Genomic DNA, 15,411 nt, shown 5'->3' on the forward strand with positions numbered 1-15,411 from the left:
AGCAGCGTGTGACAGCAGCGTGTGACAGCAGCAACTGACAGCAGGAATCTGACAGCAGGCATGAGGCGGACAGGGCGACCGGGCTGCCGGCCGACGGAGGAGGGGTGGACGTGACCGCGGACGTGGTGATCGTCGGCGCCGGGATCGTGGGCGCCGCGTGCGCCCGGTCCCTCGCCCGGGCCGGGGCACGGGTGACCGTGCTGGACCGGGGCGCGGCGGCGTCGGCCACCAGTGCGCACGGCGAGGGCAACCTGCTGGTCTCGGACAAGGGACCCGGCGCGGAGCTGGAGCTGGCCCGGGTGTCGTTGCGGCGCTGGGCGGAGCTGGCCGGCGAGCTCGCGGACGAGCTCGGGCCCCGGTTCCCGTCGGTCGAGCACGAGGCCAAGGGCGGCCTGGTCGTGGTCACCTCCGGCGACGGCCTGGACGGGCTGCGCACCTTCGCGAGCGCGCAGCGCGCGGCCGGCGTCGAGGCGGTGGAGCTCACCCCCGGGCAGGCCCGGGAGATGGAGCCCGACCTCGCCCCCGGCGTCGTCGGAGCGGTGCACTACCCGCAGGACGCACAGGTGCAGCCCGTGGCCGCGGCGGAGGCGCTGCTCGCCTCCGCGCGCCGGGCGGGAGCCGTGGTCCGCACGGGGGTCGAGGTGACCGGCCCGCTGCTCGACGGCGGCCGCCTGGCCGGGGTCACCACCACGCAGGGTGACGTTCCCGCCGGCGACGTGGTCGTGGCGGCCGGTCCGTGGTCGGGTGACGTCGCGCGGCGGCTCGGCTCGTGGCTGCCGGTGCGGCCCCGCCGCGGCATGGTGCTCGTGACCACGCCGATGCGGCAGCGCATCCGGCACAAGGTGTACGACGGTGACTACTTCGCCGCCACGCAGTCCGCGGGCGCCGAGCTGCAGACCTCCGCGGTGGTCGAGTCCACGCAGGGCGGGACGGTGCTGATCGGGTCGAGCCGCGAGCAGGTGGGCTTCGACGACCGGCTGCGCGCCGAGGTCCTGGCCCAGATGGCTCGGCGCGCGGTCGCGGTGTTCCCGTTCCTCGCCCGGACCGGCGTCATGCGCACCTACCTCGGTTTCCGGCCGTACATGCCCGACCACCTGCCCGTGATCGGCGCGGACCCGGCCCTGGCCGGGCTCTGGTTCGCGACCGGCCACGAGGGGGCGGGCGTCGGCCTGGCTCCCGCCACCGGCGACCTGCTGGCCGCCGCGCTGCTGGGGTCCGCGCCCGCCGTGGACCCGCGCCCGTACGCGGCCGGCCGGCCCGCGCTCGACGCGCTGCGCCCCGGCGCGCCGGAGAACGACCACGAGGGAGCACGACCATGACGTCACGCCGGATACCACCCGGTGCCGACCCGGTGCGGCCGGGCCCGGACCAGCCGCTGACCGTCTGGGTCGACGGCGAGGCCGTCACCGGCACCGCCGGGCAGACCGTGGCCGGCGTGCTGCTCGGTGCCGGACGGCGCCAGTGGCGCACGACCGGCGGGGAGGGGGCGCCGCGCGGCGTGTTCTGCGGCATCGGCGTCTGCTTCGACTGCCTCGTGGAGGTCAACGGCCTGCGGGACGTGCGGGCCTGCCTGCGCCGGGCGCAGGACGGCGACGTCGTGGTGCGGCAGGGCGGCCCGGCGGACCGGCCGGAGGGGGAGCGGTGAGCGCGCGGCACGTCGTCGTCGTGGGCGCGGGTCCCGCGGGGCTCGCCGCCGCGCGGGCCGCCGCGGACGCCGGCGCCCGGGTCACGCTGCTCGACGCCGCCGACGTGCTCGGCGGCCAGTACTGGCGGCACCTGCCCGACGTCCGCCCGGCCGGGCAGGAGCAGGTGCTGCACCACCGGTGGGGCACCTACCGCGCGCTGAGCGAGGGCCTGCTCGCGCACCCGGCCGTCACGGTGCTGCCGTCGGCGCAGGTGTGGTCCCTGGAGCGGCTCGATCACGGCGTGCGCCTCAACGTCCTCGTCGGCGAGCCGGACGGCGCGGGCCGCGAGGCCGTGCCGTTGGAGCCCGACGCCCTGGTGCTGGCCACCGGCGCCCACGACCGGACCCTCCCGTTCCCGGGCTGGCAGCTCCCGGGCGTGTACACGGCGGGGGCGGCGCAGGCGCTGGCCAAGGGGGAGCGGGTCGCCGTGGGGCGCCGGGTCGTGGTGGCCGGGGCCGGGCCGTTCCTGCTGCCCGTCGCCTCGTCGCTGCTGCGTACCGGGGCCCGCGTGCTGGGGGTGCACGAGGCGAGCCGGACCGGCGCCCTCGCGCGCTGGCTGGACCGGCCCTGGGAGCTGCTCGGGGCGGCCGGCAAGGCCGGTGAGCTCGCCGGGTACGTCCGCGAGCTGGCGGCGCACCGCGTGCCCTGGCGCCCCGGCGAGGCCGTGGTGGCCGCGCACGGGGACGGTCAGGTCGAGGCAGTCACCGTCGCACGGCTGGATGCGCGCTGGGCACCCGTCCCCGGCACCGAACGGCAGGTCGCGGCCGACGCCGTGGCCGTGAGCCACGGGTTCACGCCGCGCCTGGAGCTGGCGATCGCCGCCGGATGCGAGCTGACGCCCGGCCGGTTCGTGGTGGTCGACGCCGCGCAGGCCACGTCCGTACCCGGCGTGTGGGCCGCGGGCGAGATCACGGGCATCGGCGGGGCGGACGCCGCACTCGCGGAGGGCACCGTGGCCGGCACGGCGGCGGCCGGGGACGACCTCGGGTCGGCCGGTGCTGCCCGCGCGGTGCGCGCCCGGGACCGGGCGCGCGGCTTCGCGGCCCGGATCGAGGCCGCCCACGGCATCCGCGGCGGGTGGGTCCGCTGGCTGCGCGACGACACCGTCGTCTGCCGCTGCGAGGAGACCACCTACGGCCGCGTGCGCGAGGTGGTCGACCTGACCGGCTCGCGCGAGGCCCGCTCCGTCAAGCTCACCAGCCGCGCCGGGCTCGGCCCGTGCCAGGCCCGCACGTGCGGCCGCACGCTCCAGGAGCTGCTGGGCGACGCCGGGGCCGCGCCCGGCGTCGACCGTCGTCCCCTCGTCGTGCCGGTCCGGCTCGGCGACCTCGCGGCCCTGCCCGCACCATCGACCTCTTCTTCCGACAGCATCACAACCACAGGAGACCTCCCATGAACCAGCGCTTCGACCTCGGCGGCGTCATCGTCGCCACCACGCTCGCCTTCACGCCCGACGAGTCGGCGCCCGCGGGCCTCGCCGTCGACCACGAGAAGTTCGCCGCACACTGCGAGTTCCTCATCGACAACGGCTGCCGCGGCGTGGGCCCGAACGGGTCGCTCGGCGAGTACTCCTCCCTCACCGACGACGAGCGTCGCAGGGTCATCCAGACCGCCGTGCAGGCCGTCAACGGGCGCGGGCTCGTCGTGGCCGGCGTGCACGGCGTCGGCTCGCACCAGGCCAGGCACTGGGCCGAGCTCGCCGCCGAGGACGGCGCCGACGGCGTGCTCCTGCTGCCCCCCACGATCTACCGGGCCAACCGGTCCGAGGTGATCGCCCACTACGCCGCGGTCAACGAGGTGGGCCTGCCGATCATGGTCTACAACAACCCGATCGACACCAAGGTCGACCTGACGCCCGACATCCTGGCCGAGCTCGCCCAGCTCGAGAACGTCGTGGCCGTCAAGGAGTTCTCCGGCGACGTGCGGCGGGTCATGGAGATCAAGGAGCTCGCCCCCGACCTCGACGTCATCGCCGGGGCCGACGACCTGCTGTTCGAGTCGCTGGTCGCGGGCGCCGTCGGCTGGTTCGCCGGGTACCCCAACGCGTTCCCGCGCGAGGCCGTCGAGATCTACGACCTGGTCACCGCGGGCCGGATCGACGAGGCACGCGAGCTGTACCGCCACCTCGTGCCCGTGTTCCGCTGGGACTCGCGCACCGAGTTCGTGCAGGCCATCAAGCACTCGATCGACATCGCCGGGCAGAGCTACGGTGGGCCCACCCGCCCGCCGCGCGGCCCGCTGTCCGCGGCGCACGAGGCGCAGGTGCGCAAGGACACCGAGGCCGCGCTCAGCTACATCGCCTCGCGCTGACCGGGCCGGGCCGAGCACAGGGAGGCGCCATGCGCAGCAGCAGGACCATCACCGCCGTCGACTCGCACACCGAGGGCATGCCCACGCGCGTCGTCACCGGCGGCGTGGGGCTCATCCCCGGCGAGACCATGAACGACCGCCGGCTGTACTTCATGGAGCACATGGACGAGCTGCGGCAGTTCCTCATGAACGAGCCGCGGGGGCACGCCGCGATGAGCGGCGCCATCCTGCAGCCGCCCGCCCGGCCCGACTGCGACTGGGGCGTGGTCTACATCGAGGTGTCCGGCTGCCTGCCCATGTGCGGGCACGGCACCATCGGTGTGGCCACCGTGCTGGTCGAGACAGGCATGGTGGACGTGGTCGAGCCGGTCACCGAGATCCGGCTCGACACGCCCGCCGGGCTGGTGGTCGCGAAGGTCGCCGTCAGCGACGGCCACGCGGACGCCGTGACCATCGAGAACGTGCCCAGCTTCGTCACCGCGCTGGACCAGGAGGTCGAGGTGCCCGGCTACGGCACCGTGCCCTACTCGATGGCGTTCGGTGGCAACTTCTACGCCCTGGTCGACCTCGACGACCTCAAGCTGCCCTTCGACCGCGAGCGCCAGCAGGACCTGCTGTCCGCCGGGCTCGCGATCATGGACGCCATCAACGAGACCGCGATGCCGAGGCACCCGGAGCTCGACGGGGTCGAGGGCTGCCACCACGTCGAGCTCATCGCCCCCGGTTCGGACGCGACGCTGTCCCGGCACGCCATGGCCATCCACCCCGGCTGGTTCGACCGGTCGCCGTGCGGCACCGGGACCTCGGCCCGCATGGCCGAGCTGTGGGCGCGCGGCGAGCTGGCGCTGGGGGCCGACTTCGTCAACGAGTCGTTCATCGGCAGCCGGTTCGTCGGGCGCCTGGTGGGGGAGACCACGGTCGCCGGCCTGCCCGCCGTCCTGCCCACCATCACCGGGCGCGCCTGGGTGACCGGCACCGCGAACTACCTGCTCGACCCGAGCGACCCGTTCCCCACCGGGTTCGTCTTCTGACCCGTCCCGGGGCCGGGCGCCGAACCCGCCCGGCCGCCGGACCGCACCACCTGAGCCTGCCCGAGAACCGCTGAGGAGCCGACACCCATGACCGCCACCACGGCACCCGACCTCGCCGTCGACGACGTCGCCCGCCTCGCCGCCGAGGCGTTCACCGCGCTGTCCGAGGCGCCGTCCGAGGTCCGCGCGGGAGCCCTGCGCGCTGCCGCCGCGACGCTCGGCGACCACGCCGACCAGCTGGTCGCGATCGCCCAGGAGGAGACCGGCCTCGCCGAGGCCCGGCTGCGCGGCGAGCTCACCCGCACCCGGGTGCAGCTACGGCTGTTCGCGCACGTCGTGGCCGACGGCGCCTACCTCGACGTGCGCCTCGACGAGGCCGACCCCGACTTCGTGCTCGGCCCCCGCCCGGACCTGCGTCGCAGCCTGTGGCCGGTGGGCCCCGTGCTCAACTTCGCGGCCAGCAACTTCCCGTTCGCCTTCTCCGTGGCCGGCGGGGACACGGCCGCGGCGCTCGCGGCGGGCTGCCCGGTGATCGTCAAGGCCCACCCGGGTCACCCCCGGTTGTCGGAGCGGGTCGCAGAGCTGGTGGCCGGCGCGCTGGTCGAGGCCGGCCTGCCGGAGGGTACGCTCCAGCTCGTCACGGGCCAGGACGCCGGCGTGGCACTGCTGGAGCACCCGGCGGTGCGGGCCGCGGCGTTCACCGGGTCCCAGCGCGTGGGGCAGCTCCTGGCCGCGCGGGCGGCCGCCCGGCCCGACCCGATCCCGTTCTTCGGCGAGCTGGGCAGCGTCAACCCGGTGCTCGTCTCGGCCGCGGCGCTGGAGGAGCGCGGTGGCGAGCTGCTGGCCGGGTACGTCGCCAGCGTCTCCGGATCGGCCGGGCAGCTCTGCACCAAGCCGGGCTTCCTGCTCGTCCCGGAGGGCACGGCCTACGACGACGCCGTGGTCGCCGCGGCCTCGGACGTCGCCGAGCACCGCCTGCTCAACCCGTCGATCGCGGACGGGTACGAGCGGCGCGTCTCCGAGGTCCTGGGGGTGGACGGGGTCCGCGTGGTGCGCCCCGGCGGGTTCCGGCGGGACACCGATGGCCAGGGGTGGGCGACGCCGACGTTCGTCTCCGTGCCGCTGGACGTGCTGCGGACGGCCGGGCCGGCGCTGCTGGACGAGGTGTTCGGGCCGTTCTCCGTCATCGTCGAGTACCCGCGCGGCACCGACCTGGCCGTCGTCGTCGGCGAGCTGTTCCCGGGCAACCTGACGCTGACCCTGCACCTCGGCGCGGGGGAGACGGGCGCGGACCTGCAGGTGCTCGTGGCCCGGCTCGGCGAGCACGCCGGGCGCGTGCTGCTGGGCGGCTGGCCCACGGGTGTCGCGGTGACCCCCGCGATGCAGCACGGCGGGCCGTGGCCCGCGACGACCACGGACGGCACGTCGGTCGGCACCGCCGCGATCGGTCGCTTCCTGCGCGGTGTCACGTTCCAGGACGCCCCGCAGGCTCTGCTGCCGCCGCCGCTGCGCGACGACAACCCCTGGGGCGTGCCCCGCACGGTGTCACCGCGAGGGGCGTCGGCACAGTGGTGAGCACGGCGGCTCGCTGAGGGGACGCAAACTGCCGAGTTCGTGGGGCAAACTGCCGACCTGGGGCAGGGATGAGGCGGGGCAGGGGTGGGCGGCCCGGTTCAGGGCCGGCGGTACGGGCGGAAGAAGGCGCGGAGCTCCTCGGCGTAGAGCTCCGGTTCCTCGAAAGGGGCGAAGTGGCCGCCGCGCGCCGGCTCCGTCACCGAGACGGTGTTGGCCGTGCGTTCCAGCCAGGCGCGCGGGGGTCGCACGATGTCACCGGGGAACAGCGAGAACCCGGACGGCACCTCGACCCGGCGGGTCAGCTGCGCGGCGGGGATCGCGGAGTTGGCGGTGTACATGCGCGTCGAGGAGCCGATCGTCCCCGTGAACCAGTAGATCGACAGCAGCGTGAGCACGTCGTCCCGCGACCAGCGCTCGATGCCGCCGTCGCTCCAGGAGTGCAGCTTCTCCACGATCCACGCGGCCAGGCCGGCGGGCGAGTCGGTGAGCGCGGCCGCCAGGGTCTGCGGCTTGGTGCGGTGCAGGGCGCCGTACGCACCCTCGGAGGCGTTCCAGCCGGCGGCCTCGGCGAACCAGGCCCGTTCCTGCGGCCGGAGGGTTGCCGGGTCGTCGGCGAAGACGGGCAGGCCGCCGTCCATCCGGTGCACGGCGACCACCCGGTCGGGGTGGTCGAGCGCGAGGTAGCGGCTGACGTGGCTGCCGATGTCGCCACCTGCCGCACCGAACCGCTCGTAGCCCAGCGTGCGCAGGAGCGCGGCCCACAGGTCGGCGACGGCGATCGAGCTCAGCGGCTGCCCGGACGGCCGGTCCGAGTACCCGAACCCTGGCATGTCGGGCACCACGACGTCGAAGGCATCGGCCGGGTCGGCGCCGTGCGCGCCCGGGTCGGTCAGCAGCGGGATCACCTTCGAGTACCGCCAGAACGCGTCCGGCCAGCCGTGACAGAGGACCAGCGGCAGCACCGGGCCGGACGGCGCGACGGCGCGCGCGTGCACGTAGTGGATACCCAGTCCGCCGACCCGGGTGCGGAACCGGGGCAGCCGGGACAGCGCGGCCTCCTGCGCCGCCCAGTCGAAGCCGTCCGCCCAGTACGCGACCAGGTCGCGGAGGTAGTCGAGGTCCGTGCCGAGCGTCCACCCCACGTCCTGCGGCGCGTCGGGCCAGCGGGTCATCCGCAGCCGGGCGCGCAGGTCCTCGATCGCCTCGGGGGCGGTGCGGGGCGCGAACGGCTCGGGGGAGGTCGCGGGGGTGTCCGTCACGGGACAACTCTACGATTTCGGATGGATCGTGGCGCCCCGCGGAGACACATGGTGACGGAGGTGCGTTGCGCTGCGTAGACAACGTCTACGCAGCGCAACCCACCTGCGCGGGGCACCTCCGCCCGGGGCGGCTGGGCCTGGGGCGGCTGGGCCGGGGCACCTGGGCCCGGGGCAGCTCGACCCGGGGCGACCGCCTGCACTCCGCCCGTCTGGCGCGCACCGGTCTGTTCGCCGTGCCGCGGGTCGGTCCTGCCTGCGTCGGTCCGCGGTCTGTCCCGTCCGCTGCTGCGTCGGTCCGCGGTCTGTCCCGTTCGCCGCCTGCGCCGTGCGCCGGGCGCCCCCGCTCGGTCCGCGGGCGCCCGGCGGCTGCCTACTGGGCCGTGTCCGCGGCCAGGCGCTGTGCGACGCGGGCCGCCTCCGCCGCCTTGGCCTGCGCCTTCTCGGCCCGCCGTACCGCGCGCGCTGCGCGCTTGGAGGTGCGGTCCTCCGACCGGCGCTCGAACAGCGTGTAGATCACCGGCACCACGTAGAGCGTCAGCAGGGTCGAGGAGACGAGCCCGCCGATCACCACGAGCGCCAGCGGCTGCGAGATGAACGCCCCGCCGCCGGTGAGGCCGAACGCCATGGGCGTCAGCGCGAGGATGGTCGCGGCTGCCGTCATCACGATGGGCCGCAGACGCTGCCGTGCCCCCTCCCGGACCGCCTCGTCCAGGGCCCGCCCGTCGGCGCGGTACTGGTTGATGAGGTCGATGAGCACGATCGCGTTCGACACCACGATGCCCACCAGCATCAGCAGGCCGATCAGAGCGGCGACGTCGAGCGGCGTCCCGGTCAGCAGCAGCGCGCCCAGCGCGCCCGTGGCCGCGAACGGCACCGAGACCAGCAGGATCAGCGGCTGCCCGATGCTCCGGAACGTCGCCACCATCACCAGGTAGACGATGAGGATGGCCGCCAGCAGCGCCAGGCCGAGGTCGGCGAACGCGTCGGCCTGGTCGGCCGCCACGCCGCCCATGGTCACCTCCGCGCCGCTGGGCAGGTCGAGACCGTCGATCTCCTCGGTCAGGGTGACCGTCAGCGAGCCCAGGTCCTGCCCGGCGGGCGTGACCGCGACGGTGGCGCTGCGCTCGCCGTCCACCCGCGTGACCGACGCCGGGGCCGACACCCGCTCGACCGTCACCAGGTCGCCCAGCGGGATCATCCCTGCGGCCGTCGGCACCTGGATCTCCTCGATCTCGTCGGTCGTCGCGGGCACGTCGCCCGCCACCACCACGTCCCGCGACGAGCCCGCCAGGTCGAGGGTGCCGATGCTGGACTCGTTCATGGCACCGGCCACCAGACCGGAGACGGCCTGCTCGGTGAGCCCGGCCGCGGCGGCGGCGTCCCGGTCGACGGTCACCTGCACGGTCGACTGCTCCGCGGCGAGGTTGTTCGTCACGCCGTCGACGCCGTCGAGGTCCGTCACGGCGTCCTCGACGGTGCTCGCCGCCTCGGCCAGGCCCTCGGCGTCGGGCGCGGTGACCACGAGGTCCACGGTGCTGCTGGCGAAGCCGGCGTCGCCCGCGGCCACGGTGACCTCGCCGTCCAGGGTGGCGGCGTCGAGCGCGTCGCTCACCTCGTCCTGCACGGCCGTGCCGTCGGCGTCCTCGTCCAGGGTGAGGGCGAAGGTGGCGCTGCTGCCGCCCCCGCCCATGCCGAACGCGGCGGCCATGCCGTCGCCGGAACCGACGGTGGTCTGCACGGTCTCGACGCCGTCGACGCCCGTGAGCACCTCCTCGACCTCCTTCGCGGCGTCGTCCTGCGCCGCCAGGGACGTGCCCGGTTCGAACTCCTGCGTCACCGAGAGGGTGTCCTGCCCGGCGGCGCCGATGAAGTTGGTCTCCATGCGGGGCACGAGGGCCACGGTGCCCGCCAGCAGCGCCACGGCGATGCCCAGGGTCACGGCGGGACGGCGCAGCGCCGCGGCCAGTGACGGCACGTACGCACGCTGCCAGACACCGCGCCGCTCCTTCTCCTCGGCCGCCTCGCGCAGGGCGACGCCGCCGTCGGGCTGCGCCGGGACCTTGATGAACCAGTAGGCCAGCACCGGCACCACGACCAGCGCCACGACCAGCGACGCACCCATGGCGATGGCCACGGTGACGGCGAACGGCTGGAACAGCTCGCCCGCCATGCCGCCGACCAGCGCGATCGGCGCGAACACGGCCACGGTGCACACCGTCGAGGCGGTGATCGCGGCCCCCACCTCGCGCACGGCGGTGACGATCGCGTGGACGCGGTCCTCGCCGTAGGACAGGTGCCGCTTGATGTTCTCGATCACGACGATCGAGTCGTCCACGATGCGCCCGATCGAGATGGTCATGGCCGCGAGCGTGAGGATGTTCAGCGTGTAGCCGGTGAGGTTCATGGCCGCGAACGTGACCGCCAGCGACAGGGGGATCGAGATCGCGGAGACCAGCGTGGCGCGCAGCGAGGCGAGGAACACCAGGATCACGAGCACCGCGAACAGGAGGCCGAGGCCGCCCTCGGTGGTCAGCCCCTCGATCGACTCCTCGATGAACGGCGCCTGGTCGAACGTCACCACGGTGGTCACGCCGTCGGCGTCGAGCTCGTCCTCCACGTCGGTCAGCACGTCGTGCACCGCGTGCGACACGTCCACCGTGTTGCCGTCCGGGGTCTTGGTCAGCGCCACGGCGAGCGACGGCTCGCCGTCCAGCCGGGAGTAGGAGGTGGGCGGCACGTCCTGCACGCTCACCTCGGCGACGTCGCCGAGGTGGACGACGTCGGCCGCGCCGGTGCCGGCGTCGGGGGCCTCCGGGACGGCGCCTGCACCGCCGGGGCCCGCCGCCGCACCGGAACCCGCCCCCGCGGCACCCGCCGCGGGGAGGATCGGCAGGTCCTCCAGCTCCTCGACGGAGGCGACCGAGGTGCCGACCTGGACGCTGCTCGTGGTGCCGTCCTCGGTGATGGAGCCGACCGGCATGACCGTGCCGTTGTCCTGGAGCAGCGTCGAGAGCTGGGCGGCGGTGAGGCCCGCGGCGGCGAGCTTCTCGTCGTCGGGCTCGATCACGACCTGGCGCTCGGTGACGCCGGTGACGGTGACGTCGCGGACCTCGGCGATGCCGGACAGCTCCGGGACCAGCACCGAGTCGATGGCGTCGGTGAGCTCGCGCTCGCTGCCGTTGCCCGAGACGGCGAGCTGGATCACCGGCAGGTCGTCCAGCGAACCGGCCATGACCTCCGGCTCGACGTCCTCGGGCAGGTCGCTCAGACCGCCCAGGGCCGAGCTCACCTCCTGCTCGACGGCGTCCACGTCGGTGCCGTACTCCAGCTCGACGCTGGTCACCGAGAGGCCCGTGGCGACGGTCGACGTCACGCCCGTGACGCCGTCGACGCCCTGGACGGCGTTCTCGATGGGTTCGGTGACCCGCTCGGCGACGATCTCCGGCGACGTGCCCGGGTCGGCCGCGGTGACCGCGACCATGGGCACGGTCATCGACGGGATGAGTTCCTGGCGGAGCTGCCCCATGCTGAAGATGCCGACGAGGAAGACGGCTGTCGTCGCGAGCGCGACGAGCGCGCGGTTCGCGAGCGACATTCGGGCAAGACGGAACACACTGCCTCCAGTTCTGGGGGATACGCCGGGGTCCCGCGACTCCGTCGGCGCAGTATTTTGCCTAACGCAAAGGATCCTGCCGGGGTTCCCGGCCCGCAACCGCGGCTTCCGCACCGGTCACGGCCCGGCCCGGGGCCGCTAAAGTCACCCCGTGACCGACCAGACCCGCGCCGAGCTCGTCGCCGAGCTCGCCACACTGCACCGTCGGCTCGGCGAGGAGTTCTTCGCCACCCGGCTGGTACCGCTGCTGGAGACCGACCTGACCGTGCAGCAGCTCCGGGCGCTGGCGCTCGTGCAGGTGGACGGCGAGTCGACGCCGCAGCGGCTGGCCGACGCCCTCGGCGTCTCGGCGGCCACCGTGTCGGGCATCCTCGACCGGCTCACCGCGGCCGGGATGACCCGGCGCACACCGGACCCGGCCGACGGCCGGGTGCGGCGGGTCACCAGCACCGAGCAGGGCAGCGAGACGATCCGGCGCATCGTCGCGCACGACGAGGAGCTGCCGCCCGACCTGCTGGCCCTGCTCGACGTCGAGGACCTGCGGGCCCTGACCCGCGGCACCAGGGCGCTGCTGGAGGCAGCCACGCGGCTCGCCCCCGCGAGCGACCCGGGGTCAGGACCCGCGGCGCGCTAGCTGTTCCACCTCGAGATCTGGTACCGCTCGCCGTCCACGTAGAACGCGACCTCCGCCCCGTTGTACTGGGATCCCATGAAGCACGGGAGCTCCTTGGACCCGCTGGTCCCGTTCATCGAGTACTTGGTGGCGCCCGACCACGTGTTCGGGTGCGGCGGGTGGATGTCGTGCCAGTAGCTCGGGCTGTCGGCGTCGTACCGTGACGTGTCACCCGCCCAGCAGGCCACTTCGTGGTTGCCGGAGTCGAAGCCGGACCAGTTGACGACCCAGTGCCGGCACGTGCCCGCGCAGCTCACCTCGGAGCCGTAGCTGAGCCACGCCCTCGGGGTCAGGGCGGTGCCCTCGGCGCACTTCTGGGCGGAGTTGCCCTCGGAGTCGGTCACCGTCACGCACGCCCGCTTGGTCTGGCCGGCGCTCGCGCTCGCGGACTCGGTCCCGCTCTTGGCTGTGCTGGTGATCGCCCCGGTGACGCGGACCGTGGTGGGCCGGCCGTTGGTGGCCCGGGCGTCCCACGTGAACGTCACCTGGCCGCCGCCGCCGGCGGCGCTGATGCTCGGCGTGGGCGGCGGGCCGTACGGCGTCACCGCGTTCGACGACGCCGACCAGTCGGAGCAGATGTAGTCGTTGCAGGCCCGCACCTGGAACGTGTACGAGGTGCCGTTGGTCAGCGGCCTGTAGGTGTGCGAGGTGGTGTCGCCGGCGTTCTGCGCGCCCGCGCCGTTGGCCTGCACCTCGTACCGGTGCCCCGTACCCCGGAACTCGCCGATCCGGCCCCACGCCACGTCCGCCTGGCCGCTGGTCGTGGACCCGAGGGACGCGGAGGGCGTGCCGGGCCGGTCCGGGGTGCCGTAGGGCACCACCTCGTTGGAGAACGGGCTGGCCTCACCGTTGCCGGCCTTGTTGGTGGCCCGCACGCGGAACTTGTACGAGGAACCGGTCGAGAGGTCCTGGACGGTCTGCTCGGTGTCGGTGGTGTCGATCGCCTTGACGAGCTGGCCGTCGGTGTAGACGCCCAGCCAGTACTTGTCGATCGCGTCGCCGTTGTTCGCCGGAGCGGTCCACCTGACCGTGATCTGGCCGCCCACGGCCGTGTTGACCCGCGTGGCCGTCGGGGCCGCGGGAGCGGCCGGCGGAGCGGCGGGCACCTCGGGAGCGGAGGGGTCGCTCCAGTCGGACGGGTCGGGCGCGTCGTTCTTGGCCTGCACCCGCACCGTGTACGCCGTACCGTTCTCCAGGCCCTCCCACGTGATCGGGCTGCTCGCGACGCACGTCTTCTGGGTCACGCCGTCGGCCGGCGGCGGGCTGATCTCCAGGTTGACGCACTCGATCGGCGACCGGTCGGTATAGGTCCGGTTCTTCCACGACACCGTGAGCTTGCTGTCCCCGAACTCGAGGCTCGGCGGGGCGGGCTTGTCCGGCTTCTCGTCCGGGCGGGCCTCCCGGGAGGCCGGGGACGGCTCGGAGTCGCCGACGTCGTTCGTCGCCACGACGGTGAACCGGTACTTCACGTTGTTCTGCAGGCCGTCGAAGGTGCAGGTGGTCGTGGCGCACGCGTGCTCCTGACCGTTCTGGGTGCGCAGCGTGTAGCCGGTGATGTCCGAGCCGTTGTTGTTCGGCTGGTCCCAGCTCAGCACCACCGTCTCCGAGCGCACCTCCTCGACCCGCGGCGCGCGCGGTGCGTCCGGCTTGCCGAGCACCGTGAGGCGGGCGAGGCCGTCGACCTCCCGGTCCGGGTCGCCGGTGGCGTCCGCGACGCGGTAGCGGACCACCAGGGTGCCCGTGAAGTCCGCCGCGGGGGTCACCACGAGCTGGTCACCCTGATAGGCCGGGGTGCCCTGGCCCGTGTCGACGGTGGGGGAGCCCGTGAGCGTGAGCGGCTCGCCCTCGAACGGGCTGACGTCGTTGGCGAGGACCGGGATGGTCGTGGGCTCGCCCTGGTGCGCGTCCGTCACCACGTCGTCGGTGGTCTGCGCGAGCGAGCGGGTCGACGGCACGACCTTCACGGTCAGGGTCGCCTCGACGGGCGGGTTGAACCCGTCGGACACGGTCATCGGCAGCTCCCGGACGGTGCCCTTCGGCACCGCCACGTCGACCTCGCCGGTGATGGTGGCGCCGGAGACGGAGGTCGTGATGCCCTCGCCGCCCGTGACCTGGTACGTGAGGTCGTCCTTGTCGGGGTCCTTGACGTACCGGGACAGGTCCACGGTCGCCTCCTCGGCGGCCGCGACCTCCAGCACCGGCGTGCCCGTGACCTTCGGGGGCATGTTCTTGGCCGGGGTCACGTCGACCGGGAGCTTCAGCACCGCGGTCAGGCCCTCGGCGTCGTCAGGCCCCGAGCCGTCCGTGACCTCGAAGCTGACCGAGGCCGGCCCGGCGTAGTCCGCCGCCGAGGTGTAGACCAGCGTGTCCGCGTCCTCGACGGAGACGGAGCCCTCCAGGGCCTTGACCGTCTTCTCCTCGGTGATGCGCGGCTCCCGGTCCTCACGGACCACCACGTACTCGGCCAGGTCGATGGTCAGCGGCTCACCGGTGGTCGCCTTGAGCGGCTCCAGACCCGGCTTCACGTGCGGGCGGGACTGGTCGCCCGGCACCCGCACGAACGCCTTGGCCTCCAGGCCGTCCATGTCCGTCACCGTGTAGGTGATGACCTGCGCGCTCTCGGCGAGCCGGACCTGGACGCGCCCGTCCTCCGCGACCGTCACGCCCTCCAGGCCCTCGTCCACCGAGACCTCCAGGTCGGCGGCGACACCGTCCGGGTCGGAGTCGTTGGCGAGCACGTCGACCGTCACGCTGGACGCGCCCTCGACGTCGTCGGCCGTCACCACGTCGTCGCGGGCGACCGGGCGCAGCAGCGGGGCGTCGCGCTCGACGTTCACGGTGATCGCGCCGCTGGCCTGTTCCTTGTACGTGTCCTGGATGCCGTAGTAGAAGGAGTAGGCCCCCTCCTCCTCCGGCGCGGTCAGCACCACGTCGTCCTCGACCGCCTTCGGGTCGACGCCGATCTCCTCGGTGCCCTCGAAACCCTTGGTGTACAGGCCGATCTGGTCGCCGTCGGGGTCGGAGTCGTTCTCCAGCGCGGCGACGGCGACCGTGCGGCCGGGGCGGACCGTCGTCTCGTCGTCGATCGCCTGCGGCTTCTGGTTGGACGCCGGGGGAGCGGCGACTCCCACGCGGACCAGGCCTTCGGCGGGTGCGCCGCGGGTGTCGGCGACCTGGTAGGTGAACGTGTCCAGGCCCGCCTCGTCCGACGCCTTGTAGTCGATGAACCCGTCCACGATGGTGGCCGTGCCCTTGCTCGGCGCGC

General features: G+C 74.1%; 10 protein-coding genes. 7 read left to right on the forward strand and 3 right to left on the reverse strand.

Translation table 11 applies throughout. The annotated features are described in order from the left end of the window. Positions 1 to 110: 110 nt before the first annotated feature. From ACIBBF_RS15540 to ACIBBF_RS15565, 6 genes are all read left to right on the forward strand, one after another. On the forward strand, positions 111 to 1,319 hold the full coding sequence (locus ACIBBF_RS15540) for an NAD(P)/FAD-dependent oxidoreductase (RefSeq protein ID WP_397414815.1): 1,209 nt from the start codon (positions 111 to 113) through the stop codon (positions 1,317 to 1,319). Next, complete coding sequence (locus ACIBBF_RS15545) at positions 1,316 to 1,645, forward strand: (2Fe-2S)-binding protein (protein ID WP_397414817.1); 330 nt, start codon at positions 1,316 to 1,318, stop codon at positions 1,643 to 1,645. The genes ACIBBF_RS15540 and ACIBBF_RS15545 overlap by 4 nt, the downstream gene beginning before the upstream one ends. Further along, positions 1,642 to 3,081: an FAD-dependent oxidoreductase gene (locus ACIBBF_RS15550; protein WP_397414819.1), complete on the forward strand. Its 1,440-nt coding sequence runs from the start codon at positions 1,642 to 1,644 to the stop codon at positions 3,079 to 3,081. Before ACIBBF_RS15545 ends, ACIBBF_RS15550 begins: the two co-directional genes overlap by 4 nt. After that, a complete protein-coding gene (locus ACIBBF_RS15555; protein ID WP_397414821.1) occupies positions 3,078 to 3,995 on the forward strand; it encodes a dihydrodipicolinate synthase family protein in 918 nt (305 codons plus the stop codon). Before ACIBBF_RS15550 ends, ACIBBF_RS15555 begins: the two co-directional genes overlap by 4 nt. A gap of 29 nt (positions 3,996 to 4,024) precedes the next feature. Further along, entirely contained in the window at positions 4,025 to 5,026 is a 1,002-nt protein-coding gene (locus tag ACIBBF_RS15560; protein WP_397414823.1) for a proline racemase family protein, read from the forward strand. Between the two features lie 87 nt (positions 5,027 to 5,113). Then, positions 5,114 to 6,601, forward strand: coding sequence for an aldehyde dehydrogenase family protein (locus ACIBBF_RS15565; RefSeq protein ID WP_397414825.1), 1,488 nt, complete (start codon positions 5,114 to 5,116; stop codon positions 6,599 to 6,601). 98 nt (positions 6,602 to 6,699) lie between these two features. Here ACIBBF_RS15565 and ACIBBF_RS15570 read toward each other — a convergent pair whose 3' ends face one another. Both ACIBBF_RS15570 and ACIBBF_RS15575 read right to left on the reverse strand, forming a co-directional pair. After that, positions 6,700 to 7,860: an epoxide hydrolase family protein gene (locus ACIBBF_RS15570; RefSeq protein ID WP_397414827.1), complete on the reverse strand. Its 1,161-nt coding sequence runs from the start codon at positions 7,858 to 7,860 to the stop codon at positions 6,700 to 6,702. A gap of 370 nt (positions 7,861 to 8,230) precedes the next feature. Further along, on the reverse strand, positions 8,231 to 11,455 hold the full coding sequence (locus ACIBBF_RS15575; protein WP_397414829.1) for an efflux RND transporter permease subunit: 3,225 nt from the start codon (positions 11,453 to 11,455) through the stop codon (positions 8,231 to 8,233). A 169-nt stretch (positions 11,456 to 11,624) separates the two neighbouring features. Between ACIBBF_RS15575 and ACIBBF_RS15580 the strand changes: the two genes are divergently transcribed. Further along, positions 11,625 to 12,107 (forward strand): MarR family winged helix-turn-helix transcriptional regulator, encoded by a 483-nt coding sequence (locus tag ACIBBF_RS15580; RefSeq protein WP_397414831.1) that lies wholly within the window; start codon positions 11,625 to 11,627, stop codon positions 12,105 to 12,107. On the opposite strand, the gene ACIBBF_RS15585 is transcribed toward ACIBBF_RS15580, so the two are convergent. Next, positions 12,104 to 15,411: fibronectin type III domain-containing protein (locus ACIBBF_RS15585; protein WP_397414834.1), on the reverse strand; the 3,308-nt coding region annotated here is incomplete at its 5' end. The two genes, ACIBBF_RS15580 and ACIBBF_RS15585, sit on opposite strands and share 4 nt — an antisense overlap.

It is taken from the genome of Promicromonospora sp. NPDC050880 (genome assembly GCF_044456525.1).
Taxonomy (GTDB): domain Bacteria; phylum Actinomycetota; class Actinomycetes; order Actinomycetales; family Cellulomonadaceae; genus Promicromonospora.